Origin of the sequence: Streptomyces griseorubiginosus (assembly GCF_036345115.1) — a bacterium.
GTDB classification, from domain to species: Bacteria; Actinomycetota; Actinomycetes; order Streptomycetales; family Streptomycetaceae; genus Streptomyces; species Streptomyces griseorubiginosus_C.
Window position 1 is genome coordinate 5,963,094 of the sequence record NZ_CP107766.1, and the last position, 23,353, is coordinate 5,986,446.

The 23,353-nt window shown below is 70.8% G+C and carries 26 protein-coding genes; 11 read left to right on the forward strand and 15 right to left on the reverse strand.

Annotated features, from left to right (window positions below; all coding sequences use genetic code 11):
- Positions 1 to 78 precede the first annotated feature (78 nt).
- The 5 genes from OHN19_RS27055 to OHN19_RS27075 all read right to left on the reverse strand — a co-directional run bounded on the left by OHN19_RS27055 (position 79) and on the right by OHN19_RS27075 (position 3,841).
- Positions 79 to 546 (reverse strand): very short patch repair endonuclease, encoded by a 468-nt coding sequence (locus tag OHN19_RS27055; protein ID WP_330266677.1) that lies wholly within the window; start codon positions 544 to 546, stop codon positions 79 to 81.
- Positions 547 to 921: 375 nt separating this feature from the next.
- Positions 922 to 1,167, reverse strand: coding sequence for a hypothetical protein (locus tag OHN19_RS27060; RefSeq protein ID WP_330266678.1), 246 nt, complete (start codon positions 1,165 to 1,167; stop codon positions 922 to 924).
- A 23-nt stretch (positions 1,168 to 1,190) separates the two neighbouring features.
- Positions 1,191 to 2,318 carry a WXG100 family type VII secretion target gene (locus tag OHN19_RS27065; protein ID WP_330266679.1) on the reverse strand — a complete coding sequence of 376 codons (1,128 nt, stop codon included), beginning with the start codon at positions 2,316 to 2,318 and terminating at the stop codon, positions 1,191 to 1,193.
- Positions 2,315 to 2,650 carry a WXG100 family type VII secretion target gene (locus tag OHN19_RS27070; protein WP_330266680.1) on the reverse strand — a complete coding sequence of 112 codons (336 nt, stop codon included), beginning with the start codon at positions 2,648 to 2,650 and terminating at the stop codon, positions 2,315 to 2,317. Before OHN19_RS27070 ends, OHN19_RS27065 begins: the two co-directional genes overlap by 4 nt.
- 339 nt (positions 2,651 to 2,989) lie before the next feature.
- Positions 2,990 to 3,841 carry a hypothetical protein gene (locus OHN19_RS27075; protein WP_330266681.1) on the reverse strand — a complete coding sequence of 284 codons (852 nt, stop codon included), beginning with the start codon at positions 3,839 to 3,841 and terminating at the stop codon, positions 2,990 to 2,992.
- 249 nt (positions 3,842 to 4,090) lie between these two features.
- Here OHN19_RS27075 and OHN19_RS27080 point away from each other — a divergent pair, with 249 nt between their 5' ends.
- On the forward strand, positions 4,091 to 4,615 hold the full coding sequence (locus OHN19_RS27080; protein ID WP_330266682.1) for a hypothetical protein: 525 nt from the start codon (positions 4,091 to 4,093) through the stop codon (positions 4,613 to 4,615).
- A gap of 455 nt (positions 4,616 to 5,070) precedes the next feature.
- On the opposite strand, the gene OHN19_RS27085 is transcribed toward OHN19_RS27080, so the two are convergent.
- The 4 genes from OHN19_RS27085 to OHN19_RS27100 all read right to left on the reverse strand — a co-directional run bounded on the left by OHN19_RS27085 (position 5,071) and on the right by OHN19_RS27100 (position 8,829).
- Entirely contained in the window at positions 5,071 to 5,484 is a 414-nt protein-coding gene (locus OHN19_RS27085) for a VOC family protein (protein ID WP_330266683.1), read from the reverse strand.
- On the reverse strand, positions 5,481 to 6,065 hold the full coding sequence (locus OHN19_RS27090; RefSeq protein WP_330266684.1) for a dihydrofolate reductase family protein: 585 nt from the start codon (positions 6,063 to 6,065) through the stop codon (positions 5,481 to 5,483). Before OHN19_RS27090 ends, OHN19_RS27085 begins: the two co-directional genes overlap by 4 nt.
- 183 nt (positions 6,066 to 6,248) lie before the next feature.
- Complete coding sequence (locus OHN19_RS27095) at positions 6,249 to 7,259, reverse strand: SEC-C domain-containing protein (RefSeq protein WP_330266685.1); 1,011 nt, start codon at positions 7,257 to 7,259, stop codon at positions 6,249 to 6,251.
- Between the two features lie 97 nt (positions 7,260 to 7,356).
- Positions 7,357 to 8,829 carry a beta-1,6-galactanase gene (locus OHN19_RS27100; RefSeq protein ID WP_330266686.1) on the reverse strand — a complete coding sequence of 491 codons (1,473 nt, stop codon included), beginning with the start codon at positions 8,827 to 8,829 and terminating at the stop codon, positions 7,357 to 7,359.
- A gap of 229 nt (positions 8,830 to 9,058) precedes the next feature.
- Between OHN19_RS27100 and OHN19_RS27105 the strand changes: the two genes are divergently transcribed.
- On the forward strand, positions 9,059 to 9,850 hold the full coding sequence (locus OHN19_RS27105; RefSeq protein ID WP_330266687.1) for a class E sortase: 792 nt from the start codon (positions 9,059 to 9,061) through the stop codon (positions 9,848 to 9,850).
- A 24-nt stretch (positions 9,851 to 9,874) separates the two neighbouring features.
- On the opposite strand, the gene OHN19_RS27110 is transcribed toward OHN19_RS27105, so the two are convergent.
- Positions 9,875 to 11,266: an MFS transporter gene (locus OHN19_RS27110; RefSeq protein ID WP_330266688.1), complete on the reverse strand. Its 1,392-nt coding sequence runs from the start codon at positions 11,264 to 11,266 to the stop codon at positions 9,875 to 9,877.
- Positions 11,267 to 11,334: 68 nt separating this feature from the next.
- Between OHN19_RS27110 and OHN19_RS27115 the strand changes: the two genes are divergently transcribed.
- The 4 genes from OHN19_RS27115 to OHN19_RS27130 all read left to right on the forward strand — a co-directional run bounded on the left by OHN19_RS27115 (position 11,335) and on the right by OHN19_RS27130 (position 14,003).
- A complete protein-coding gene (locus OHN19_RS27115) occupies positions 11,335 to 11,862 on the forward strand; it encodes a helix-turn-helix domain-containing protein (RefSeq protein ID WP_330266689.1) in 528 nt (175 codons plus the stop codon).
- Between the two features lie 41 nt (positions 11,863 to 11,903).
- On the forward strand, positions 11,904 to 12,215 hold the full coding sequence (locus tag OHN19_RS27120; RefSeq protein ID WP_330266690.1) for a DUF6412 domain-containing protein: 312 nt from the start codon (positions 11,904 to 11,906) through the stop codon (positions 12,213 to 12,215).
- Positions 12,216 to 12,304: 89 nt separating this feature from the next.
- Positions 12,305 to 13,018, forward strand: coding sequence for a YidC/Oxa1 family membrane protein insertase (locus OHN19_RS27125; protein WP_330266691.1), 714 nt, complete (start codon positions 12,305 to 12,307; stop codon positions 13,016 to 13,018).
- Between the two features lie 127 nt (positions 13,019 to 13,145).
- Entirely contained in the window at positions 13,146 to 14,003 is an 858-nt protein-coding gene (locus OHN19_RS27130; protein WP_330266692.1) for a fumarylacetoacetate hydrolase family protein, read from the forward strand.
- Between the two features lie 10 nt (positions 14,004 to 14,013).
- On the opposite strand, the gene OHN19_RS27135 is transcribed toward OHN19_RS27130, so the two are convergent.
- From OHN19_RS27135 to OHN19_RS27145, 3 genes are all read right to left on the reverse strand, one after another.
- Positions 14,014 to 14,871: an LLM class F420-dependent oxidoreductase gene (locus OHN19_RS27135; protein ID WP_330269722.1), complete on the reverse strand. Its 858-nt coding sequence runs from the start codon at positions 14,869 to 14,871 to the stop codon at positions 14,014 to 14,016.
- A gap of 75 nt (positions 14,872 to 14,946) precedes the next feature.
- Entirely contained in the window at positions 14,947 to 15,456 is a 510-nt protein-coding gene (locus OHN19_RS27140; protein ID WP_330266693.1) for a heme-degrading domain-containing protein, read from the reverse strand.
- Positions 15,453 to 16,526 carry a Gfo/Idh/MocA family oxidoreductase gene (locus OHN19_RS27145; RefSeq protein ID WP_330266694.1) on the reverse strand — a complete coding sequence of 358 codons (1,074 nt, stop codon included), beginning with the start codon at positions 16,524 to 16,526 and terminating at the stop codon, positions 15,453 to 15,455. The genes OHN19_RS27140 and OHN19_RS27145 overlap by 4 nt, the downstream gene beginning before the upstream one ends.
- 48 nt (positions 16,527 to 16,574) lie before the next feature.
- On the opposite strand from OHN19_RS27145, the gene OHN19_RS27150 reads away from it, so the two are divergent.
- Complete coding sequence (locus OHN19_RS27150; protein ID WP_419249581.1) at positions 16,575 to 17,921, forward strand: ROK family transcriptional regulator; 1,347 nt, start codon at positions 16,575 to 16,577, stop codon at positions 17,919 to 17,921.
- A gap of 101 nt (positions 17,922 to 18,022) precedes the next feature.
- Positions 18,023 to 18,727, forward strand: coding sequence for a hypothetical protein (locus OHN19_RS27155; protein ID WP_330266695.1), 705 nt, complete (start codon positions 18,023 to 18,025; stop codon positions 18,725 to 18,727).
- Positions 18,728 to 18,742: 15 nt separating this feature from the next.
- On the opposite strand, the gene OHN19_RS27160 is transcribed toward OHN19_RS27155, so the two are convergent.
- A complete protein-coding gene (locus OHN19_RS27160; protein WP_330266696.1) occupies positions 18,743 to 19,522 on the reverse strand; it encodes an HAD-IIA family hydrolase in 780 nt (259 codons plus the stop codon).
- 235 nt (positions 19,523 to 19,757) lie between these two features.
- Here OHN19_RS27160 and OHN19_RS27165 point away from each other — a divergent pair, with 235 nt between their 5' ends.
- Together OHN19_RS27165 and OHN19_RS27170 are read left to right on the forward strand one after the other, a co-directional pair.
- The gene (locus OHN19_RS27165) at positions 19,758 to 20,303 is read left to right on the forward strand and encodes a hypothetical protein (RefSeq protein ID WP_330266697.1); all 546 of its coding nucleotides are present in this window, start codon (positions 19,758 to 19,760) and stop codon (positions 20,301 to 20,303) included.
- A 6-nt stretch (positions 20,304 to 20,309) separates the two neighbouring features.
- The gene (locus tag OHN19_RS27170; RefSeq protein WP_330266698.1) at positions 20,310 to 21,020 is read left to right on the forward strand and encodes a class F sortase; all 711 of its coding nucleotides are present in this window, start codon (positions 20,310 to 20,312) and stop codon (positions 21,018 to 21,020) included.
- Between the two features lie 307 nt (positions 21,021 to 21,327).
- On the opposite strand, the gene OHN19_RS27175 is transcribed toward OHN19_RS27170, so the two are convergent.
- Positions 21,328 to 22,110, reverse strand: coding sequence for a GAF and ANTAR domain-containing protein (locus OHN19_RS27175; RefSeq protein WP_330266699.1), 783 nt, complete (start codon positions 22,108 to 22,110; stop codon positions 21,328 to 21,330).
- A 164-nt stretch (positions 22,111 to 22,274) separates the two neighbouring features.
- On the opposite strand from OHN19_RS27175, the gene OHN19_RS27180 reads away from it, so the two are divergent.
- A complete protein-coding gene (locus OHN19_RS27180; protein ID WP_330266700.1) occupies positions 22,275 to 23,315 on the forward strand; it encodes a glycoside hydrolase family 6 protein in 1,041 nt (346 codons plus the stop codon).
- Positions 23,316 to 23,353: the final 38 nt, after the last annotated feature.

Below are 23,353 nucleotides of genomic sequence, written 5' to 3' on the forward strand. Positions count from 1 at the left end.
GGGCCAGCGGCCTGGACCATTGCTCTTTGATGGGAGCGGTGGGGGTGTCAGTCTGGATGCCCTGATCGGTCGGCTGGCTCAGCGTGAGCCCTCACCTTGTTCTGCTCTTCTGTCGGCGACCGCCTGACAGACGGCGAGTGAGCAGTCTTCCGCGGCCTCGTGTTCCCAGAAGCGAAGAACTAGCCATCCTGCTTCCTTCAGTCGTTCATCCGTATCGCGGTCGCGTTCCATGTTGCGGAGCACTTTCTCGGACCAGTAGCCGGGATTCGTCCTCGGCGGAACGTAGTGCTGGGGGCATCCGTGCCAGTAGCAGCCGTCGATGAAGACGGCTACTTTGGCGGGCCGGAAAACCATGTCAGCGGTTCTGCGAAGCTCCGGCAGAGGACGCGCGGCGACGCGGTATCGCAGGCCCTGTGCGTGCACTAGTCGGCGGATTAGCTTCTCAGGCTTTGTGTCACGGCTTCGGATCGCCTGCATGTTGCGGCGTCGGGCTGCGGAGGAAGCCCAGGAGCCCTCTGGCGCTTCCCATTCGAGATCTTCGGGCACACCGTTGAGCGTAGTCCTGGTGCCAAGCAGCGGGCAGATGGGTCCACACAATCCGCCGCCTGCAGGTCTGGCAGCGATCAGTGCCTGTGCGCCCGGTCGGCAATGGTCCCTTTTTGCCTCGTTGCCTGCCGGGGCGCACTTCAGCACGTGAACTTCTTCGTCTGTGCGGTCAGGCCGAGCACGTTGTGGCACGCGTAGTGGGAGTTGCCGACGTGGTAATCGACCAGGATTCCGGCCATGTGTACGGCTGACGCCTCGGTGACCTGGAGAGGGGGCGATCCGGGTTTGGGGTCACACCGCCGAGAGGGCGACGCCGCTGAGGTTGCTCACTGGTCCTGCTAAGCCTTCGGCGGGGCCTGGATGGCGGAGTCGTGTTCAGAAGAGCCAGACGCCGAGAGCTGTGACTGCCAGGCCTACGGCCAGGAAAACAGTGGCCAGGATGGTGAGCGGAAGCAGTTGTGACCGGCGGCGCGACGGGTCCAGTCCGCGCCAGGTGCTGAAGGCCGCGTACGCCCCGATGAGGGCGATCGCGCAGCCGATCACCACGGCCACGAATCCGAAGACCTTGCTCAGTGTGAAGGGGTGGTCGGGGTTGGGAGTCCATACCGCTGCGAGGGTCATGTCGCTGAGGGTGCTCACTCGTCCTACTCGTCCTTCGTCAGGTCCTGGATGTCGGACTCGATGCCGGACCCAGCGGCGTAGACGCCTGTGTTGAGGGTGGTGCCGACAGTGTTCTTGAAGGTGCCGTCCGCGAGTTTCCCCCGGTCGCTGAGGTGTTCTCCACCGAGGCTCCCGTGTTGCTCCAGGGCATGGTTGACGCCGTGGTTCTGGGCGTTTCCGATGCCGCCCGTAGCGGCGTTCGCGAGGGCGTCCTGGCCGATCGTCGAGGAGTCCGCTCCTGCGATCGTGTCGGCCGTGTAGCCACCGGCGACGTTGCCGGCGGCGCCGTTAATGGTGGTGCCGAGAAGGCCGTCACCCCGCAAAAAGTCGCCAACCCGGCCTGACATACGGGCTCCCGCGGTCCCGGCGACCGCGGTGAACGCCGCTGTACCGAGTGCGGCCCTGTAGCCGGTTGAGAGGTCATCTCCCACCGTCACCGGCTGCCCGTGAACGGCCTGGTTCAGCATCAGGCTTCCCGAGTCCGCGGCGAAGTTGGTCACGAAGCTCTCCAGCCCCGTCTTGGCGAATGTCGCGCTGATCCTTGCCGCGGTTGCGAGGCCCCGCTCCAAGGTGGCTACGGTCTCGGCGCTGAGCCCCGTGAACCTCTCGAGGAGACCGCCCACCTTCTCCGCCGCCGCCGAGAACAGGCGCACCAGCTCCACGACCTTGGCCACCCGCTCAGCCACCGCCGTATTCGCCACCAGGTCCGAGATGAACCCGGTGAAGAACGACAGCGCGACCCCGGCGATCTCCATCTCGGCGATCTCGACGCAGATGTCGATGATGTCCTTGTTGATTCCGTCGATCTCGTCGGCGTAGGACCGCAGGCCGTCGGCGACCTGGTGGAAATTGTCCGCGATCTGGCGGATGACCTGCTTCTGCTCGGCCCAGTGCCTCTCGAATGCGTCCCGTGCGTCCCCGTGCCAGCCCTGCCGGTCGACTCCGGCGATCGCGGAGTCCACGGCCCGTACGACGTCCGTCAGTTCGGTGCCCATGGTGTCCCAGGAACGGGCGATGGAGCGGAGCGTGTCGCCGTCGCCGCCCGGGAGTTCCACGCCGGCCGCCTGGAGGATCTCCAGGACCTTGCCGTCGATCCAGCTGTTGACGCTCACGAACGGCCGCCCGAGGTGTTGGCGGCGGTATGCAGATAACCGAGGGCAGTCTGGTCCGAGTTCGCGTACTGGGTGGCGTTCAGCCGCAGTCGGTCGGCGTCGCTCCTCAGTACGTCCGGCAGGTGGCCGAGCGCCTTCGCCGTGCTGTCCAGCAACTGCCGGTACTTGTCCGCCGCCCCGTCGCAGATCCCGAGCAGCCCGAACGCCTCACCGATCTCGGCCGCGCTCCCCGAGAACGTCCTGATCGGCCCCGCAAGTCCGGTCGCCTCCCGGTCGAACCTGCCCGCCAGCCCCGTCAGCGTCTCGGGGTCCACCCCGAACTGCCCGCCCATCCCACTCCCCGTTCGAAAGCCGTCGCAACGGCCAGCATCTCCGGGCGGGAGCCCTCCGGTAAGGCATTTTTACGTTTGCAAAGCAAGGGGTGGTGCACACTTTGCGCCGCTCTGACCTGCGCAATGCCTGCAGTGACGTCGCGTCTCAGACCTACTCTCGGGCATGCACGCTGCCGAGGAAGCCCCATACCAGGGCGACGGCCTCCTCCGGGTGGGTCTCGAGTGGCCAGAGTGTCGGTTCTTGCCCTGTCGCCGTCAGCCCCCGCTGGTGTGATGCCGGGCGCCATGATCTGAGGCGGCCCGGCACCGGAATGCCGACGGGCGGGGCTGCCCTACCACCTACCTGACGTCGACGAAGTCGCCCGGCGCCGTTGCTGGGGCGGTGGTGGGGGTGCCGGTGAAGGTGTAGCGGTAGTAGCCGTCGGTTGTGGCCTTGGTGGTGGTTTTCAGGGCGCCGGTGCTGTTGGTCTTGATTGTCTTGAGGGTGGTGTAGGTGTTGCTGCCCTTCTTGCGGAACTGGAGCTTCACGGGCTGGGACACGTAGCCCGCGAACTTGCCCGTCGACCAGTTCGCTCGGGCGAGCTTGCCCGTGACCGTGAAGGTCTTGCCCTTCTTGACCGGCTCGGGCGTCGCGTTGGCGGTCAGCGTGGAGGCCTTCTTGATCGAGGCGGTGGCCACGTCGTCGTTGTAGCTGGCGTTCGCGTACAGGTCCCAGGCGCCCAGGAACAGCTTCCACGTTCCGGCCACGCCGTTGTCCTTCATGTCGGTGGCGGGGTGGATGTTGAAGACGGCCTTGCAGGTGTACGTGCCCTGGGTCGCCGTCTCCGTGCAGTCGGGGTCGTCGTCCGTGCCCAGGCCGCCGGTGATGCCTTCCGTGGTCGAACTGTCCGTGCCCTGCCACAGGAAGGCCTCGGTGAGCGCTACGCCGTTCTGGTCCGTGGCGGTGTACGTGACGGTGACGGACTTCGTGCCGGTGGTGCCGAGGACGATGTCCTTTCCCCCGTTGATGACCGCGTGGGAGAACTTGGTGTTGCCCAACGAGTCCCTCGGCTGCACGGACTTCGAGGTGAAGGAGCTGAGCTTCGCCTCCGCACCCGTCCGTTCGACCGCCGCCTGGGCGGTCACCGGAAGAGCAAGCGCGGACAGGACGACGGCACCGGAAACGGCGGCGGCCGCAACGCGTATACGCATGGATCCCCCCACGGGAAACTGAAAGGTTCGCCCAAGTCCCCCCTTGGCCGCGCCTGTTGATCCCCGCACTATAGGGAGGCGGTTCGCAGTCAGTGAAGATCCTTTGGGTAAACAGTGCGTCTGAGTTCGGTCGCAGCGGGACAGCGGGAGTAGTGGTCGGTGGGGGCCCGGGAGCGGGATCGTAAGGTGTACCGGCCGCTACGGAGGGCCGGTCTCGAAGTGATTCCGGATGCCGTGCCGGATGGTGTGATGCCGTACGTGCTCGGATACGGTGCCGAAGACCTGGTCGGCGGTTTCTCCCACCGGTACGACACCCCGCGGCTTGTCGGGCGGCTCAACGCCGACTGGTACGACCTCGCTGTGTCCTCGGGTCTGTTCGACCATCGGCGTGAGTTTCTCGTGCAGCTTCCGCAGGGCGTCCGGTCGCATCGGGCCGCCCTGCGGCACCAGCACAGCGGCAGTGACACGGCACCGGCTGTCTGGACCCGGGTCCGGCTCCTAAAGCACTGGGACATCATGGGCCGGGCCGCCGGATCTGCGTTCCTCGGTGTTCACGCGGGCCATCCGGGCTTCGCCATGATGGCTCTCGACAGCAGCGTGTACATCCGTGCCTCGACGGGTGAGATGGGCGTCGACGTACTCGCGGTGCGCCGTCCGGATCACTGCGCGAACGTCCTGCGGCGACTGGAGTGGATAGCAGGAAACGACAGTCCTTACGTCAACCGCGAGTTCAGGGAGCGGATCGGCGTCTGGCTCGCGGGCCGTGCGGGGTGAGCTGTCAGTTCTCCGGGTGGTTGAGGGCGCGGCGCTGTATCCCCATGCTTCCCCGCCCCGTTGTCAGGCTACGGCTACTACTCGGCCGTGGGTTGAGCAGTTGGCGTTGGCCGCCCGCTTCTTCGCAGTGTCGTGCCTCCGCGGACTGCGTCAAGGGCGCTCCCTGCGGTCGCGTCGCCTGCGGCGATCGGCCGGAGGCCGACCCTTGACCCAGTCCGCTCCGGCACGGGGGAGAAGCGAGCGGGCGGCCCGGGGGATGGGTGGCCCAGGTGTGGCAGGGGGAGGTCCGCTGTCGGGCTGGCCGGGGTCTGGGGTGCGCGGTCGCGTCTCGTCCTAGGGGACTGGGGTGGCGGCTTTCCGGCGGAGGGGGTGCGGGTGGGGGGCCGGTGGTTTGGAGGCTCGGGTGGAGTGAGTTGTGCGTGGGTGGCGGCACGTTGAGCCTGTGGTGATCTCGCTCAGGAGAAGTCCGCCGCCGTGATGCCATCTGCGTGGCCGGGGGGCCATTCCACCAGTTCGATTCGGTAGCCGTCCGGGTCCGTTAGCCAGGAGGTTTTGGGGCCGTCGGGGCCGCCCGGGTGCTGGATCGGGCCCGGGGTCAGGCCTGCCTCGGTCAGGTGGGTCAGTGTGTCGGTCAAGGTGTCCACCTGGATTGCCAGGTGGTCGAAACCCGTGCCCACCTCGACGTGGCCGTCGGTCGGGCGGTGGACCAGTTCGAGGGAGGCGGACGGTTCGTCGGGGAAGCTCAGGATTGCGAGGTGGGTCGTGTCGCCGGCCTGGATCCTGCCCAGTTCGATGTAGCCCAGCGCGATGTAGAAGGCGAGGGAGCGGTTCAGGTCGGTGACTCGGTAGGAGACGAAGAGCGTTTTCATGCGGTCTCCTCGGAGTGACGCACCCGGTAGCGCAGGTGCGTGACGTCCCGGGCGTCGAGTCGCCGGACCAGGTCGAGTTCGATGTGAGCACTGCCCAGGCCGTCGAACAGACGTCGGCCCTCGCCCAGGAGCACCGGAATCAGGTGGATCTCCATCTCGTCCAGGTGTCCGGCGCGCAGGAGTGCCTGGGCCGCCGACGCGCCGTGGACCATGACCGGGCGGTCCCCGGCGGCCTCCCGGGCCTGACGGGCGCAGTCGTCCACGTCGGTGACGAAGCGCGCGTGGCCGGGGGGTACGTCCCCGTCCACCACCTGGTGGGTGAGGACGAGGATCGGCACGCCGTCGTGGTGGTCGCCGTGCCAGCGCTTGGCGAGTTCGAAGGTCCTGCGGCCCGAGATCAGCGCGCCCGTCGCCAGTGCCTCGCGGTACACCTGGCCGCTCGGGCCGTCGGACTCCCGGTCGTCGAGCCAGTTGAACAGCCGGCCACCGTCGCGTCCCAGCTCCTGGCCCGGTCGGTCGTCCGGGCCCGCGATGTAGCCGTCCAGCGACATCGACATGTACAGCCGAATCGGATTCCTCATCCGGGTCTCCCTCTCTCCTGCGTGACGTCTTCGTGACGTCACAAGGAAGACCTCAGGCCGCGAGTGAACTCATCGGTTCGGCGAGACGCGACGAGGCGTGGATCGAGAGCGGTCGCTCAGATGCACATGAATCGAGAGCGGTCGCTCAGTTGCCGACCACCCCGTTACGCGTCCCGCCGTCGCTCACTCCCCGTGGCACTCCCCATAAACCCGCCCCGACCCGCACCAGCACGCCGTCCCCCGCTGCGGCGGCCACTCCACCGCGCGGCCCCGGGCCGCCAGTGTCGTCGCGTACTGGGGGAGCAGGGCCGTGTCCGCGGGGGACGAACCCTCCGACGCCGCGAACGCCTCGTACGACGGGACCGTGCCCGAGACGATGCCCAGGTTCGGGGTGCCGGACGTGGAGAGTTCGCGCAGGGAGGCCTCTATGGTCGCCAGGTGGTCCTCGTGGGAGGGGTACTCCGACTCCAGCGAGGGGTACGCCGTCAGGAGCTCCGAGAGTTCGGATGCCGGCCAGTGCAGGACCGCCACCGGGAACGGACGCGACAACGCCTCCCGGTACGTGCCGAGTTCGGCGCGCAGGCGGCTGATCTCCGCCTCCAGCTCCGCCGGGTTGTCCGAGCCGAGGGACCAGACGCGCTTCGGGTCGTGCAGTTCGTCCAGGGACACCGGGGAGGAGTGGAGGGTGTCCGCCAGGGTGTCCCACTCGTCGTGGGCCAGGCCGAGCATCCTGCGGACGCGGTGACGGCCGAACAACAGAGGATGCGTGGAGTACGGCGGCTCCGCCACGTCCGTCAGGAGGACCCTCGCGCCCTCCGTGAACGTTTCCTGCGCCTGCTCCAGCTCGTCGTGGGACTCCAGGGCCTCCGCCACGATCACCCAGGGCGCCGGGTCCCGGGGAGCCGCCACGCGGACGCCCTCGATGATCGCGCGGGCCTCGGCCTCATGGCCGTACTCCCAGAGGTTCGCGGCCTTCAGGGCGCGGACGAGATACGGGTTCTCCAGGCCGTCCTGCGCGGCCAGCAGGCGGTCGTAGAGGGAGGACGCGGCGGGGCGGTCGCCGGCCAGTTCCAGATGGGCCGCGGCCTGCACGAGCAGGGCCTCGGCGTCCTCGGGGTACCGGTCGGCGGTCCGCTCCAGGCGTGCCGCTTCGGCGTTGTGGTCGACGTTCTCGGCAGGCGTGTCGGGGCGCATGGGGGACACCGTACTGCCGATCAGTGACAAAGGAGAGAGAGGTGCAGGCCAGGGGCCGGTTGGTGAAAACCGCCAGTCCCCGGCCCGCACCGCGGACTCAGATCGTCACGCCGTCGATCTGCAGCGTCTGCACCGCCTTCGCCGCGAACGGCACCGCCACCGACTTCCCGCTCAGGAAGGTGTTCGAGTACGACGTGTACTTGTCGCCTCCCGTCGTCACCGTGTTCCAGCGCGGGACCAGGCCGCCCGAGCCGCCGGTCACCGTGGTGAAGCGGGACAGGTCGAAGGTCAGGGTCTGGGCCGAGGTCGAGGTGTTCAGGGCCACGATGACCAGGCGCTTGGCCGAGGAGTCGTAGGCCGCGACCGCGTTGCTCACACCCGTGTCGAGGATCTTCATGCCGGGGCGGATGTGCCGGCTGAACTGGGCCAGCACGTAGTACTTCGTCTCGATCGCGCCGGCCTGGAGGGTGCTGCCGTCGTACTTGATCACTCCCCAGCCCGCCGTCGGGTCCATGACCTGCCAGTACACCCACGCCGTGGGGTGCAGCCAGCGGAAGTCGTAGAGGAGGTTGAAGGCCGTGGTGTAACCGGTGCCGTCGCCGTCGCCGGTCTCGGAGTTCCAGAGCTTCTTGCCTGCCGTGGTCACCACGTCCGTGTAGAGCAGGTCCCTGCGGCCGTCCGCGCCCTGGTAGCCGTGCACGTTGACCTGGTTGACGTACCCCTTCGTGGTCGAGCTGAAGGAGTTCCAGGTGGTGCGGGCGAGGTCGTAGCTCGTCTCGTCCGAGGCCGAGATCTTCACACCGGTCAGGCCTCGGTTGTTCAACTCGCTGCGCAGGTACGGCAGTACGGCCGACTGGACCGTCGCGTCCATGTGGCAGCCCTCCTGCGTGCCGGTCGCCGTCCACCAGGACGAGGAGGGCTCGTTGAAGGCGTCGACCGTCGAGAAGTTCACGCCCCAGTTGTTCTTGGCGTAGAGGGCCACCGAGGCGAGGTGGGAGGCGTGCTGGCGGTAGTTCCACGTCTGGAGGTTGTTGCCGCCGCCGGAGGCGCCGGAGGGGTTGTGGTTCTGGCACATCCACCACATGGGGGAGTTGGCGAACAGCTCCGAAGTGGCCCCGCGTGACGTGGCCTTGACCAGCATCGCCCGCTGGTTGGCGTCCGCCGTCCACTTCCAGGCCGAGGAGGTCGGGTCCTCGTTGTTCCAGTCCTGCCAGTAGCCCTCGATCTGCTTGAAGGCGGGGATGTTCGCCGACGCGACCATCGACTCGCCGCCCACCGTGTTCCAGCTGCACGCGCCCAGGTTGTAGCGGGCGATGTTGAGGCCGAGGCCGGGCAGCGAAGTGCCGTTGTAGGTGGTCGACTTGGTGGTGAAGAAGATGTCGGCGAAGTCGTCCCGCGCGCCGAACACGTTGGCCCACCAGGCCAGCGACGTGCCCCAGCCCTCCCAGGTGCCGTACGACGTCCCCGGGCTGACCGCGATCGTGGCGTCCGCGCGAGCGGTGCCGGTGGCCAGTGCGCTGCCGAGGAGGGTGCCTCCTGCGGCTGTCAGCAGCGTTCTGCGTCGGATCATTGCCACTCCGAACTCCGAGGGGCGACGCGGCGTCCCGCCTGCGTCGTGGCCCGTCCCGTTCTTGCCACGACGAAGCATCGGCTGTGGCCAGTGGGGTTGTCGAGAGTTCTGACATCCCTTTCTAAAACCAGTGGAGGAAGTTCGGTATCTCGGACGTGCGGGGTCCGTGGGTGTGTGGTGGGTGCCTGGCCCTGGTGACTTGAGGGCGCCGCCCCTATCGTGCGGCCGCATGCGGTCCCGCATCGTGCACCACGGCATCCGGCGCCGGCGCGCCCGGCGCCGCCGCGCCCTGTGGACCGGCGGCGAGGTCCTGGTGACCGTCGGGGTCGTCCTGCTGCTCCTCGTCGTCCACCAGCTGTGGTGGACCAACCGGCAGGCCCGGGAGGGCGCCCGGCACCAGGTCGAGGCGCTGGAGCGGGAGTGGGGTGAGGGCCAGGGCGACGGCCGGAGCGCGGGTCAGGGACAGGACCCGGGCGGCGACGGCACCACCACGTCCACGCAGGACGGCGGCACACCCTCCGCCACGAAACCCCGGCGCACCACCAACTCCAGGCCCACGCGGCCCACTTGGTCCCAGGCCTACGCCATCCTCACCGTCCCCCGCCTCCACCTCCGCGTCCCCGTCGCCGAGGGCGTCGGCAAGGAGAGCGTGCTCAACAAGGGGTACGTCGGTCACTACCCCGGCACCGGACAGCCGGGCCAGGTCGGCAACTTCGCGCTCGCCGGGCACCGCAACACCCACGGCGAGCCCTTCCGGTACGTCAACCGCCTCGCGCCCGGGGACACCGTCGAGGTGGAGACCCGGAGCGCGGTCTACACGTACGCCGTGGACCGGACCCTGCGCCAGACCTCGGCTCGCGACTCGGGAGTGATCCGCGCGATCCCGCGTTCGACGGTCCGTCCCGCCTACGGCTACACCGCGCCCGGTCGCTTCATCACCCTTACCACCTGCACTCCGGAGTACACGTCCCGGTACCGGCTCGTGGTGTGGGGCAAGCTGGTCTCGACGCGGCCGCGTTGAGCGGAAACCGACCTGCGGTGCCGCTCACCGCTCCCGCAGCGCCACCACGCTCGCCGCCGCCACCAGCGCCAGCCCCGCCGAGACCAGCATCGCCAGGTCCGCGCCGTGGGCCAGGCCGCTGCCCGACGACGTGGCGATGGCGATCGTCAGGGCGACTCCGGCGCAGGAGCCGATGTAGCGGAAGGTCTGCTGGGCGCCCGAGCCCATCGCCGCCCGGGCCGCCGGGACGGACTCCACCGCGAGCAGCGGGAGCGCCGCGTTCAGCAGGCCGCTGCCCACGCCGGCGATCAGCAGACCCGGCAGCAGCCGTACCCAGGATCCCGCGTCGAGCGAGCCCAGCATGGTCAGGACGCCGGCCGCGTGCAGCAGGAAGCCGAGGGCGAGTTGCCACCGCGGCGGCACCCGGCCCGCGAGGCGCCTGACCTGGAGGGCGACCGCGAAGGACAGGCCGGACCACAGGAGGAAGAGCCAGGCCGTGTGCATCGCGCTCATGCCGAGGGTCTGCTGGAGGAGGGCCGGCAGGAAGCTGAACAGGCCGATCACCGCGAACCCCGTGAACAGGCCGCCGGAGGAGGAGGCGAGGAAACGGCGGTGGCGGAGCAGGCCCAGGTCGATCATCGGGGTCGCCGAGCGCCGCTCAACCGCGGCGAACAGGGCCAGCAGGGCGACGGACGCCAGCAACAACAGGGCCACGGGCGCCCGGAGCCAGCCGTCCCGGCCCAGCGTCAGCGCCGCCACCAGGGCGACCAGGGCGAGCCCGAAGGTCACGGCGCCCGGGAGGTCGGGGCGCCCGCCGCGCGGGGCCCGGGACTCCGACAGCAGGCGTGCGGACAGGGCGGCCACGAGCACGGCGGCGGCGCCGAGAACGCCGTACGACACTCTCCAGCTCGGCAGCGCGCCGCTCAGCAGCGGGCCGACCGCGATGCCGCCGCTCACGAACGCGCCCCAGACGCCGGTGGCGTGCAGGCGGCCTCTCGGTGAGGGGAACGCGTGGACGATCAGGCCCAGGCTGCTCGCCAGGAGGGCCGCGCTGGCCGCGCCCTGGGCGATCCGGGCCAGGGTGAACAGCCAGGTGGAGGAGGTCAGCGCGCCGAGGGCGGTGGTCAGGCCGAGTGCCAGGGTGCCCGCGACGAAGATCCGGCGGCGGCCGTAGTCGTCGGCGAGGCTGCCGGCGACCAGGAGGAGGGCGGCGAGGCCGAGCGGGGTGCCGTTCAGGAGCCAGGCCTGGGCGGAGAGCGGGGTGTGCAGGTCGGCGGCGACGTCGGGGAGCGTGACCATCGGCGCGGTGTACGTCATCAGGGCCACGGCGGTGGCGGCGCTGGTCAGGGCGAGGGTGGCGCGGGGGCGCGCCGACGACTCGGGGGTGGTCGTCGGCCGCTTCACCTCAGCGAGAGTTCGTTCATTGAACCTTGGCATGCGGACGACCGTAGCAGAGTTAGTTCGGTCATTGAACCCATGGCGGGAAAATGGTTACAGTGGGCGCCATGGCACTGGGCAAGGACTACGCGACACAGGAATGCTCGATCGCCCGCGCGCTGGAGATCGTCGGCGAGCGCTGGACCCTGCTCGTCGTCCGCGACGCCCTCTACGGCGTCCGGCGCTACAACGACTTCCTGGTCCACCTCGGCATCCCGCGCGCGGTCCTCGCCGCCCGCCTCCAGATGCTCACCGAGGAGGGCATCCTCGAAAAGCGCCGGTACCAGGAGTCCCCGCCCCGCGACGAGTACGTGATCACCGACCGCGGCGCCGCCCTGTGGCCGACCCTGCGCGCCCTCAGCCGCTGGGGCCGCGAGCACCACGACGGCAGCGTGCTCCTCGTCTTCCAGCACGCCGACTGCGGCACCGAACTCGGCTCCTACGGCGAATGCCCCGCCTGCGCCACCGTCGTACCGGTCGAGGACGTCCTCATGCGCCCCGGTCCGGACCTCGACCCCGACCCCCCGAACCCGGTCAGCAGGGCCCTGCGCAAGCCGAAGAGGCTCTTGCAGCCCCTCGTGGTCGATCAGGTATAACCGGAGGAGGATTCGTCGGCTCCGGGAGAGAGGGAGTGGCCATGCGCCGCAGCTGGACGTCGGTGCGTCCCGCCGCCGTGCTGCTGCTCCTCGTCCTCGACGTCGTCCTGCTCGACACCGGCAGCCTCTCCGCCGCCGTGGCGCTCGCCGCGACCGCCGCGGCCGGGTCCGCCTTCGCCGCCTGCTCGCTGCTCGCCTCGCGCTGCGCGCCCGCCGTGCCGCCCACCCGGGTCCGTACGGCCATCCGCGACCGGGACCGCCGTACGGCCTTCCTCCCGCAGCGCGACCCCGACGCCAAGGGCCGCCCCCGCCCCCGAGCCCCCGGTCACGCCCTCCGGACGACCACCGCGTAGGGCCGCACCTCTGTAGCAGTGCGCCCCGCGCGGGTCGTCATGCCGCCCTCACCACCACCGGCACGACGAGACCCCCGGAGGGCTCACCCATGTCTGTCTTCGCTGATCTTGTGCAACATCTGGCCGACCTGCTCCACCCCCTCTTCGGCGCCACCGCGGCCGCCGCCGCGATCGTCCTGTTCACCGCTTTCGTACGACTGCTCGTGCACCCCCTGTCCCGCGCCGCCGCCCGCGGCCAGAAGGCCCGCACCAGGCTCCAGCCGAAGATCGCCGAGCTGCGGAAGAAGCACAAGGACAGCCCCGAGAAGCTCCAGAAGGCGGTGATGGCACTGCACGCGGAGGAGAAGGTCTCCCCGCTCTCCGGCTGTCTGCCCGGCCTGCTCCAGATGCCCGCCTTCTTCCTGCTGTACCACCTCTTCTCCAACACCACGATCGGCGGCCGGGCCAACGCCCTGCTGGGCCACGAACTGTTCGCCGCACCGCTCGGCGGGCGCTGGGCGGACGCGCTCGGGGACGGCGGGATGTTCGGGGGAGCGGGGCTCGTGTACGTCTGCCTGTTCACGTTCGTGATCCTGGTGGCGACCTTCAACTACCGCCGTACCAAGCGGATGATGGCCGCGAACCCGGTCCTTCCGGTGACGGACGGCCAGCCGGTGCCCGGTGCCGGCGCGGTGGGCAGGTTCATGCCGTACATGTCCTTCCTCACCCTGTTCACCGTGGCGGTGGTGCCGCTCGCCGCCGCGCTGTACGTGGTGACCAGCTCGACGTGGGCCGCGGTCGAGAGGGCCGTCCTCTACCGCTGACCGGCGCGGTGACGGTCCAGTCCGTGAACCGGGTATTGCGGAGCGGACGGTGACCTTGGAGGATCGACCAGTCATCCGATGGCTGCACCCGTCGGAGGGCGCCCCGCGATCGAGGGAGAAAGTGACCATGAAGCTGCTGCGAGTCGGAACGCCGGGATCGGAGACGCCCGCCCTGCTGGACGCCGACGGGGTGCTGCGGGACCTGACCGGTGTCGTGGACGACATCGACGGGACGCTGCTCGCCGACGACGCTGCACTCGGCCGGGTCCGCGCGGCCGCGGAGTCCGGGGACCTGCCGGTGCTCGACGCGACCGGGCTGCGGGTCGGGCCGCCGCTCGCACGCATCGGCAAGATCGTCTGCATCGGGCTCAACTACCACGACCACGCCCGCGAGACCGGGGCCGAGCCGCCCGCCGAGCCGGTGATCTTCTTCAAGGCCGCGGACACGGTGGTGGGCCCGTACGACACGGTCCTCGTGCCGCGGAAGTCCGAGAAGACCGACTGGGAGGTCGAGCTGGCGGTCGTCATCGGGCGTACGGCCCGGTATCTGGAGTCCGCCGAGGAGGGGCTCGCCCATGTCGCCGGGTACGCGGTGTCGCACGACGTGTCCGAGCGGGAGTTCCAGATCGAGCGCGGCGGGACGTGGGACAAGGGGAAGAACTGCGAGACGTTCAACCCCCTCGGGCCGTGGCTGGTGACAGCGGACGAGGCGGGCGATCCCCAGGACCTCTCGCTGAAGCTGTGGGTCAACGGGGAGCTGAAGCAGGACGGGACGACCGCCGAGCAGATCTTCCCCGTGGGTGAAGTGGTGCGGTACGTCAGCCACTTCATGACCCTGTACCCCGGTGACGTCATCAACACCGGTACGCCGGCGGGGGTCGCGCTGGGTGAGCCCGAGCCCAAGCCGTACTTGCGGGCGGGAGATGTGGTGGAGCTGGAGATCTCCGGACTCGGGCGTCAGCGCCAGGAGTTCAAGAACGCCTAGGGCGACCCTTTCACCTCAGTAGTGCCGCCAGCCTGCGCCAGGCCTCCCTCGGGAGGTCGTAGCGCGGGCCTCCGTCCACCACCTGGAGGGCCACGTGGTCCGCGCCCGCGGCGAGGTACTCGTCGATGCGGGCGCGGATCCGCTCCTCCGTGCCCCAGGCGTACACCGCGTCGACCAGACGGTCGCTGCCGCCGTCCTTCAGGTCGTCCTCCGTGAAGCCGTTGCGGAGGAAGTTGTTGGTGTAGTTGGGCAGGCCCAGGTATATGGCGAGGTAGTCGCGGGCCAGGGTGCGGGCCCTCGTGGGGTCGGACTCCAGGACCACCTTCAGCTCCGGGGCCAACAGGGGCCCCTCGCCCAGGAGTTCACGGGACTTCGCCGTCTGCTCCGCGCTGATCAGGTACGGGATCGAACCGGCCGCGCGGTCCCGGGCGAGCTCGATGGTCTTCGGGCCCAGCGCCGCCAGGAGACGGCCCTCCGCCGGGCCCCCTGCCGCGTCGAGGGCGTCCAGGTAGTCCACCAGGGCGGAGTACGGGCGCCGGTACTGCTCGGCGAACTTGGCGTGGCTGACGCCGAGGCCCAGGGCGAAGCGCCCGGGGTGGGCCTTGTCGAGCTCGGCGTACGCGGCCGCGGCGGTCCCGGCGTCGTACTGCCAGATGCTCTGGATGCTGGTGCCGACCACGATCCGGGAGGTCGCCTCGACCAGCGGGACGGCGTGGTGGGTGGCGCTGCTGCCGCCGAGCCAGAGGGCGCCGAAGCCCAGCTCCTCCAACTCGGCCGCCGTCTCAGCGAGTTCGCCTCGGCGTTCCGGCTCCTCGGAGCGCAGGCCGCCGCCGTTCCAGATGCCGTACCGTCCGACGGATTGCTTCAGGTGGCTCACAGGGGTCCCTCCGGTCGACATACCGCTGCACGGGTGCCAACCGGAGGGGGCGTCCGGATCTTCCCGTCAGTCGCCCTGACCCAGGAACTGTTCCAGCGCCTCCACGACGAACCGGTGGTCCTGGAGTTGGGGCAGCCCCGACACCGTCACCGTGCCGACGACGCCCACGCCCTCGACCGTGACGGGGAAGGAGCCGCCGTGGGCCGCGTACGTGTCGGGGTCGAGGCGCGAGGACTCCTCGAAGCTGCTGCCCTTGGCGCGGAAGCGGGCGCCGACCAGGTAGGAGGCGGAGCCGTAGCGCTCCACGACCCGGCGCTTGCGGTCGATCCAGGCGTCGTTGTCCGGGGTGGAGCCCGGCAGGGCCGCGTGGAAGAGCTGCTGGCCGCCGCGGTGGATGTCGATGGCCACCGGCGCCTGCCGCTCCCGGGCCATGCCGACCAGCAGGGAGCCCAGCGCCCACGCGTCCTCGTAGGTGAACTGCCGGAAGACCAGGCGGCGTTCCTGCGCCTCCAGCTCTTCCAGGGGCGGGGTGAGTTCCGGGTGGAACTTCGGGGTCAGCTCGGTGTTGTGCGTCACAGCTCCACCGCCACTCCGTCGCGGGCCGAACGGCGTGCCGCCTCCAGTACGTCGAGGGCGGCGGCCGCCTCCAGCGCGGTCACCGGGTTGGTGCCGCCCTCGGAAAGGGCCCTGGCCACGGCCGCATAGTAAGCGGGGTAGTCGCCGGGCAGGGTGGGGACGGGGCTGCCGCCGCCGGTCACGGGGGACTCACCGGCACCGAGCCGGCCCCACAGCGACTCGGGCTCACGGCCCCATTCGGCCGGCGTGCCGGGCCGCGCGCCCTCCCTGAGGGCGGCCTCCTGCGGGTCGAGGCCGTACTTCACATAGCCCGCCTTCGAGCCCAGGACCCGGAAACGGGGGCCGAGTTGGGTGGTGGTGGCGGAGACGTAGAGGTGGGAGCGGACGCCGCTCGCGTGGGTGATCGCGAGGAACGTGTCGTCGTCGATCGAGGCGCCCGGGCGGCGGATGTCCGTCTCGGCGTACACCGAGGCGGCGGGGCCGAAGAGGGTCAGGGCCTGGTCGACGACATGGCTGCCGAGGTCGTAGAGCAGACCTCCGATCTCTGCGGGGTCGCCGGACTCGCGCCAGCCGCCCTTCGGCTGCGGCCGCCAGCGCTCGAAGCGGGACTCGAAGCGCCATACCTCGCCGAGTTCGCCCTCGTCGAGCAGCTTGCGCAGGGTCAGGAAGTCGTTGTCCCAGCGGCGGTTCTGGAAGACGGAGAGCAGCAGACCGCGCTCCTCGGCGAGGGCGGCGAGCTCGCGAGCCTCGGCGGCCGTGCCGGCGATCGGCTTGTCGACCACGACGGGCAGGCCGGCCCTCAGGGCGGTGCCGGCGAGCGGGACGTGCGTCTTGTTGGGCGACGCGACGACGATCAGGTCCAGGTCGGCGGCGCGTGCGAAGAGCTCGTCGGTGTCGGCGACGGTACGGACGTCCGGGAACTCGGCGCGGGCCTGTTCCTGCCGCTCGGGGTTCGAGGTGACCACCGTGTCGAGGGTCAGGCCCTCGGTGGCGGCGATCAGCGGGGCGTGGAAGACGGAGCCCGCGAGGCCGTACCCGACGAGGCCCACGCGGAGGTCAGCAGCAGTCATGAGACCCACTTTGGCAACGCTGTTGCCAAAGTGCAAGCGGTGAGGACAATGGGCGGCGTGAACACGGTCAGCGGTGAGAGGTCGGGTGCGGTGGGCGGCGGGGGCTTGCGGGGTGTGGACGGGGGCGTCAATCTGCCGGTTCTGCGCAGCCACAACACCGCGCTCGTGCTGGATCTGCTGCGGCGGGCGGGTGCCGAGGGGATCAGCCGGCTGGAGCTCGCCGAGCGCACCGGGCTGACCCCGCAGGCCGTCAGCAAGATCACCGGCCGGCTCCGGGACGAGGGCCTCGCCGCCGAGGCGGGCCGCCGGGCGTCGACGGGCGGCAAGCCGCGGACCGTACTGCGCCTGGTACCGGAGGCGGGCCACGCGGTGGGCGCCCACCTGGACCGGGACGCGCTGAGGCTGGTGCTGGTGAACCTCGCGGGCACGGTGGTGGGGGAGCGGTCCGTGCCGCTGGACCTGGGCGCGGGGGCGGAGGCGGTGGTGACGGCGGTCGCGGGGGAGGTGGCGGCGCTGGTGGGCAGGGGGCCGGGGGGCGCTGAGACGGCGTCGGCCGGTGTGGAGGCGGGTACCGGCGGGCCCGGGCCCGGTGCCACCGATCAGGCCGCCGCATCCGGGCCCGGTGTCTCCGATCAGGCCGCCGTGTCCGGGACCGGTGTCTCCGATCAGGCCGCCGCATCCGGGCCCGGTGTCTCCGGTCGCGCCGCTGCGGCCGGGCTCGGGACCGAGAAGCCCGGCCTGTCGGTCGGGGTTCTCGGGCTCGGTGTAGCCCTCCCCGGCCCCCTCGATCACGCGCGGGGCGTGTTGCATCGGGTCACCGGGTTTCCGGAGTGGGACGGGTTCCCGCTGCGGGACGCGCTCCGGGGGCGGCTCGGGGTGCCCGTCGTGGTCGACAAGGACACCAACGCGGCGGCGCTCGGGCTGGCCGTCGCCGGGGAGCGCGGCTCGTTCGCCTACCTGCACCTCGGTACCGGGCTGGGCGCCGGGCTCGTCATCGACGGAACCGTGCGGCGCGGCGCCCGTACCGGGGCCGGGGAGTTCGGGCACCAGGTCGTCCACCTCGACGGACCGCCCTGCGACTGCGGTGACCGCGGCTGTGTCGAGGCGCTCTGCCTGGCCGCCGTGGCCCGCGGCGACCTCTCCGAAGTGGCCCGGGTCCTCGGGATCGCGGCCGGCAACCTCGTCGCCCTGCTCGACATCGACCTGGTCCTGCTGGGCGGTCGTACCGTCGCCACCGACCCGGACGCGTTCCTACGAGGCGTCGGAGCCGTCCTCGACGAGCGCGCCCGGCGCGCGGGCGGGCCGGCGGTCCCCGTACGGACCGCGCCCGGGGACATCGCCGAGGGAGCGGCCCAGCTGGTCCTCGCCCCCCTCTTCGGCAGGGCGGACGCCTGACGGCGAGGGTCGGCCGATCGGGCGGTCTCCCGGGACCGTTAGAGGGCACCACCGGAATGGCGCCGCGCACGGGCGGCCCCGTCCGACATGGTCATGTGTTCATGCGACTGTCCACTCCCGCCCCCGTCGGTCTCGCGGCGGCAGCCGCCCTCCTCCTGCCCGCCTCTCCCGCGCACGCGGACCCCGGCTCCGACCGGGACGACTTCCCGATCACCACCCGTGTCCACGGCGGTCCCGACACCTACGTGGCCGGTGGCGGCTTCGGCACCTGGTATCTGGACCTCACCAACACCACCGCCCGCACCCGGACGGACATCCACCCCGTGGTCGTCCTCGTCGACGACCACCGCACCCTCGAACCCGCCCAGCCCCACCTGGAGTTCTACGACGGCGAGCGCGCCCACCCCGTCCGCTTCGAGAAGACCGACGCCGACGAACTCGTGGGCGCCTTCGACGACGGTTTCCCCGGCTTCACCGTCGCGGCCGGCAAGACCCTCACCGTGCGGGTCCGCCTGGCCCTCACGGCGGACACCGCCCCCAACGCCGTCACCGTCAACGCGGCCGTCGTCCAGCGCCACGACGACGACGGCGACTGGGTGGGACAGTCGAACGACTACCGCTTCGGCGTCGAGAGCGAACCGGGCCACGCCCAGGACCCCGGCACCGGAACCGGCGACGCCTCCCTCCCCTTCGCCGACGAGCTCGCCCGCACCGGCCTCGGCTCGCTCACCGGCATCGCCCTCGCCGCCACGGCGGTCCTCCTGGTCACCGGCGGCGCGATCCTGCTGACCCGCAGACGCCGGTGAGGACCGCCTCCGCGGTCAGACGCGGTCCACCAGGTCCGCGATGGAGTCCACGACCTTCGTCGGCCGGTACGGATAGCGGTCGATGTCGCCCTTGCCCGTCAGCCCGGTGAGGACGAGGAAGGTCTCCATGCCCGCCTCCAGACCGGCCAGGACGTCCGTGTCCATCCGGTCGCCGATCATGGCGCTGGTCTCCGAGTGCGCGCCGATGGTGTTCAGCGCGGTCCGCATCATCAGCGGGTTGGGCTTGCCGATGAAGTACGGCTCCTTGCCGGTCGCCTTGGTGATCAGCGCGGCCACGGACCCGGTCGCCGGAAGCGCGCCCTCGGGGGAGGGACCGGTGTTGTCGGGGTTGGTGGCGATGAACCGGGCCCCGTTGTTGATCAGCCGGATCGCCTTGGTCAGGGCCTCGAAGGAGTACGTCCGGGTCTCACCGAGGATCACGAAGTCGGGGTCGGAATCCGTGAGCACGTACCCGGTGTCGTGCAGGGCCGTGGTCAGGCCCGCCTCCCCGATCACATAGGCGGTCCCGCCCGGGTGCTGGTTGTCCAGGAAGCTGGCGGTGGCCAGCGCGGAGGTCCAGATGTTCTCCGCCGGCACGTCGAGGCCGATCCGGTTCAGCCGGGCGTGCAGATCACGCGCGGTGTAGATCGAGTTGTTCGTCAGCACCAGGAACGGCCGCCCCGAGTCCCGCAGCTTCTTGATGAAGGCGTCCGCGCCCGGCACCGGGATGCCCTCGTGCATCAGCACCCCGTCCATGTCGGTGAGCCACGATTCGATGGGCTTGCGCTCTGTCATGGGTGCGGACTCCTGCGTGCGGTGAACGGGTGAGATGACCATGCTATGCAGCCGCCCCGCGACGGCAATGAGCGTGCTCCGGCGTCTCAGCCCCCGGTCACTCCCGCACGGTCCCGGATCCCCTGTTTTCCCTGCTCCGAGGCGCCCGCCGTCCCCCATCCGGAGCAGTGACCGGCCACCCCGGGATGCGGGGCCGCCTGCCCCGCGGGACGCTCCAGACATCTGGAGGTTCACGATGGGTTCCCTACGTCTCACTCTCTGTGGCACGGCGCTGGCCGTTGTCGCCCTCACCCCGGTCGCCCGGGCGGCGGACGGCGGCAGCGTCTCGGTCACCCCCTCGACCCCCGCCCCCGGCGCCGACCTCACCCTGCGGGTGAAGGGCTGCGCGGGGAAGACGGCGATTGCCGCCTCGGCCGCGTTCGTCGCCGACGCCCGGCTGACGGGGTCCGGCGGCAGCCTCGCCGGCGAGACCCGGGTCCGCTCCTCGATCAAGCCCGGCGGCTACGACGTGAAGATCACCTGCGTCGACTTCGAGGTGAAGGGCCGCATCACCGTCGTAGCGGCGAAGGGATCCGGTACCGCCACCTCGCCCACGACCCCGGCGTCCCCCGCCGCCCCCGTCGACGCGGGCGGCGGCTGGAGCGCCACCCACCTCTCCGCCATGCAGCCCCGCGCCACCGGCCCCGGCACCGGGCACGCGGTGACCGGACTGGTGCTCGCCGGGGTCGCCGCGGTGGCCGTCGTGCTGCGGAGCACCCGCCGGAGCCGCGGGACGGACTGACCGGCGATGTCCGACCGACTCTCCGACCGCTTCGCGGACCAGGGCGACGACCCCGGGCGGGACCGCGGCTCCGGGTCCGGCCGGCTGCTGACCGTCGTGGCCTGGGCGGTGCTGCTGCTCGGACTGTGGCTGTGGGGGCGCGAGGTGACCGACGTACGGCACGGCCTGTCCGCGCCGACCACCGGTGACGTGGCCGCCGTCGGCCGCCCGCCCGGGTCCGTCGACCTGCCGCCCGCCGCGAAGCCCCTGAAGGGGGCGCGGCCCCAGCGCCTGGACATCCCGGACCTCGGCGTGCAGGCGCCGGTGGTGGCCCGCGGACTGGACCCACGGGGCGCCCTCGACCCGCCGCCCTTCGACCAGCCCGGCGTCGTCGGCTGGTACGCGGCCGGCGCGAAACCGGGGGCCGCCGGGACCGCCCTGATGGTGGGGCACGTCGACACCGAGACCCGGCCCGCGGTCTTCTACAAGATCAGCGCCCTCAAGCCGGGCGAGACGGTCCGGGTGGTCCGCGACGACGGCCGGGTCGCCGAGTTCACCGTCGACGACGTCCAGGTCCTCACCCGGGACGACTTCGACGCCCACCGGGCCTACGGCCCCCGCGAGTCCGGCCGCGCCGAACTGCGCCTGATCACCTGCGGCGGCACCTTCGACCGGACCAGCCGCAGCTACACGGCGAACGTGATCGTCTCGGCGTACCTGACCGGCACCGGGCCCTGAAGTCTGCGATTCCGACCGGCACCTAGCCGTAAGCCCCGCGGGCGCGCCACCTGGCCCGGTCGGCGACCCGCTCCCCCCGAAGTCGCCGACCGGGCTGGTCCTCGACCGCGCGCGCTCGGGCTGCGGGAGTAACCCGGCGACGGCGCGGGAGGCCTGGGAGGCACGGTCGGTGCTGACTGCGGCCAGGGGCTGGGGCCGTACACCTATGGGAAGACTCTAGAACGGATGAGCGTCCGGGCCTAGAGGTCGTCCGACGCCCGGCCCCGTCCTCGTGGCGCTCCGTCATACGCCCTGGTGGCCCCGGGTTTCAGGCGGGTCCCGCGGAGTCTTCGTCGATCTCGCGGCGCAGTTCGGCGTCGTCCGCGGCACCCTCGATGACCGTGCTCGCCACCTGGTCCAGGGCGAGCCGGCGCCGCCGCGCGTACTGCCGCAGCGCCACGAACGCGTGGTCGGCGCGCACCCCCCAGCGCTCCGCGAGCATCCCCTTGGCCTGCTCGATGCGGACCCGGCTCGACAGCGCCTCCTGCAACTGCCCGGACAGCGTGCGGTACTGGGTGTAGGCACGGCGGTTCTGCAGGCCGAGCGCGGCGGCGTCGGCGAGCGCCTGCGCGACCTGGAGTTCGGGGGCGGGGTCGGCGGCCGGGGCGGTGTCCCCGGTCAGTGTCGGACCGAACACGTTGAGCGCGCCCAGCAGGTGTTCACGGCGGCGCAGCGGGACCGCGAAGGTCGTCACGATGTCGTGCCGGAGCGCCCGTTCGGTGAAGTCGGGCCAGCGGGCCGCCGCGTGGGCGACCCGGATGGACACCGGCGGTACGGGCCGGCCGGAGCCGTAGCTCTCCAGACAGGGTCCGCCGCCGTGCTGCGCCTCCAGCAGGTCCAGCGCCATCCGCTCGTGCCGGCTGCTCGCGGCCAGCGACACCGACCGGCCCCCGTCGATCAGCATCACCCCCGCCGCCCGCGCGTTCAGCAACTCCACGCAGTGATCGGAGAGCCGTTGTAAGTAGCGCATCGCCTCGAAGCCCTCGACGAGGGTGTCGGCCGCCTCCACCAGTGCCGAGGCCAGCCGGATCTCCCTGGTGGCGTACCGCATCGCTGAGCACTCCCCTTCATCGACGAGCGCCCCCGTTCGGGCGCGCACCTACCCCGACCTTCAGGGCTGTAACAGCTCCTGGACAAGGCTCCGGCGACCTCGTGGGCGGCGCGACCGGTGTGTCACGATTGAGACTTGCCACGGTGCACCCAGGGGGGAATTGGATGTACGTCAGCAGGGGGGCCAGGACGGCGACCCGCGCAGGGGCTGGTGCGGCGGTGCTGGGGGCGGCACTGTTGCTCGCCGCGTGTTCCACGTCGGACGGCGGGGACAAGGGGGACGAAGGCGACAAGGCCGGTGCGGGGATCACCCAGCAGCCCAAGGAGGCCGACCCGTTCTGGGTCAACCCGGACGGCAACGCGGCCCGGCAGGTCGCGGCGTACGAGAAGAGCGGCAAGGACGCCGAGGCCCAGCAGATCCGCAAGATCGCCCAGCAGCCCACCGGTGAGTGGATCGGTGTGGAGAAACCCGAGCAGGAGGCCCGCGGCTTCACCGAGGCCGCCGACAAGGCGGGCCGTACGGCCCTGCTGGTCCTCTACAACATCCCGCACCGCGACTGCGGCCAGTACTCCCAGGGCGGCGCCGCCGACGGCAACGCGTACCGGGCCTGGATCGACGGCGTGGCCGCGGGCATCGGCGACCGCGCGGCGACGGTGATCCTCGAACCGGACGCCGTACTGCACCTGGTCGACGGCTGCACCCAGGACGAGTTCCACGAGGAGCGCTACGACCTCCTCAGCGGCGCCGTCGAGAAGCTCAAGTCCCTGAAGAACACGAAGGTCTACCTGGACGCGGGCAACGCGGGCTGGGGTCACCCCGACCAGATCTACGAGCCCCTCAAATGGGCGGGCATCGCCAAGGCCGACGGCTTCTCGGTGAACGTCTCCAACTTCTACTCCACCGAGGACTCCATCGCCTACGGCAAGCAGCTCTCCTCAAAGGTGGGCAACAAACACTTCGTCATCGACACCAGCCGCAACGGCAACGGCCCCTACAAGGGCGGCGACGAGAACGAGCGTTGGTGCAACCCGCCCGGCAGGGCGTTGGGAGAAACCCCGACGATCAAGACGGCGGACCCGCTGGTGGACGCGTACTTGTGGGTCAAGCGCCCGGGAGAGTCGGACGGCGAGTGCAAAGGCGGCCCGAAGGCAGGCCAATGGTGGCCAACCTACGCCTTGAAACTGGCGCAAGCTTCGGCCGGCTAGGGGCGCGGGGCTGTATCGATTTGCGGCTCCGCCGCGTG

Coding starts and splice junctions, on each gene's coding strand:
- OHN19_RS27060 (WP_330266678.1), bottom strand. CDS start 1,167: ATGACCCTCGCAGCGGTATGGACTCCCAACCCCGACCACCCCTTCACA.
- OHN19_RS27070 (WP_330266680.1), bottom strand. CDS start 2,650: ATGGGCGGGCAGTTCGGGGTGGACCCCGAGACGCTGACGGGGCTGGCG.
- OHN19_RS27075 (WP_330266681.1), bottom strand. CDS start 3,841: ATGCGTATACGCGTTGCGGCCGCCGCCGTTTCCGGTGCCGTCGTCCTG.
- OHN19_RS27080 (WP_330266682.1), top strand. CDS start 4,091: ATGCCGTACGTGCTCGGATACGGTGCCGAAGACCTGGTCGGCGGTTTC.
- OHN19_RS27085 (WP_330266683.1), bottom strand. CDS start 5,484: ATGAAAACGCTCTTCGTCTCCTACCGAGTCACCGACCTGAACCGCTCC.
- OHN19_RS27090 (WP_330266684.1), bottom strand. CDS start 6,065: ATGAGGAATCCGATTCGGCTGTACATGTCGATGTCGCTGGACGGCTAC.
- OHN19_RS27095 (WP_330266685.1), bottom strand. CDS start 7,259: ATGCGCCCCGACACGCCTGCCGAGAACGTCGACCACAACGCCGAAGCG.
- OHN19_RS27100 (WP_330266686.1), bottom strand. CDS start 8,829: ATGATCCGACGCAGAACGCTGCTGACAGCCGCAGGAGGCACCCTCCTC.
- OHN19_RS27105 (WP_330266687.1), top strand. CDS start 9,059: ATGCGGTCCCGCATCGTGCACCACGGCATCCGGCGCCGGCGCGCCCGG.
- OHN19_RS27110 (WP_330266688.1), bottom strand. CDS start 11,266: ATGCCAAGGTTCAATGAACGAACTCTCGCTGAGGTGAAGCGGCCGACG.
- OHN19_RS27115 (WP_330266689.1), top strand. CDS start 11,335: ATGGCACTGGGCAAGGACTACGCGACACAGGAATGCTCGATCGCCCGC.
- OHN19_RS27120 (WP_330266690.1), top strand. CDS start 11,904: ATGCGCCGCAGCTGGACGTCGGTGCGTCCCGCCGCCGTGCTGCTGCTC.
- OHN19_RS27125 (WP_330266691.1), top strand. CDS start 12,305: ATGTCTGTCTTCGCTGATCTTGTGCAACATCTGGCCGACCTGCTCCAC.
- OHN19_RS27130 (WP_330266692.1), top strand. CDS start 13,146: ATGAAGCTGCTGCGAGTCGGAACGCCGGGATCGGAGACGCCCGCCCTG.
- OHN19_RS27145 (WP_330266694.1), bottom strand. CDS start 16,526: ATGACTGCTGCTGACCTCCGCGTGGGCCTCGTCGGGTACGGCCTCGCG.
- OHN19_RS27150 (WP_419249581.1), top strand. CDS start 16,575: ATGGGCGGCGTGAACACGGTCAGCGGTGAGAGGTCGGGTGCGGTGGGC.
- OHN19_RS27155 (WP_330266695.1), top strand. CDS start 18,023: ATGCGACTGTCCACTCCCGCCCCCGTCGGTCTCGCGGCGGCAGCCGCC.
- OHN19_RS27160 (WP_330266696.1), bottom strand. CDS start 19,522: ATGACAGAGCGCAAGCCCATCGAATCGTGGCTCACCGACATGGACGGG.
- OHN19_RS27165 (WP_330266697.1), top strand. CDS start 19,758: ATGGGTTCCCTACGTCTCACTCTCTGTGGCACGGCGCTGGCCGTTGTC.
- OHN19_RS27170 (WP_330266698.1), top strand. CDS start 20,310: ATGTCCGACCGACTCTCCGACCGCTTCGCGGACCAGGGCGACGACCCC.
- OHN19_RS27175 (WP_330266699.1), bottom strand. CDS start 22,110: ATGCGGTACGCCACCAGGGAGATCCGGCTGGCCTCGGCACTGGTGGAG.
- OHN19_RS27180 (WP_330266700.1), top strand. CDS start 22,275: ATGTACGTCAGCAGGGGGGCCAGGACGGCGACCCGCGCAGGGGCTGGT.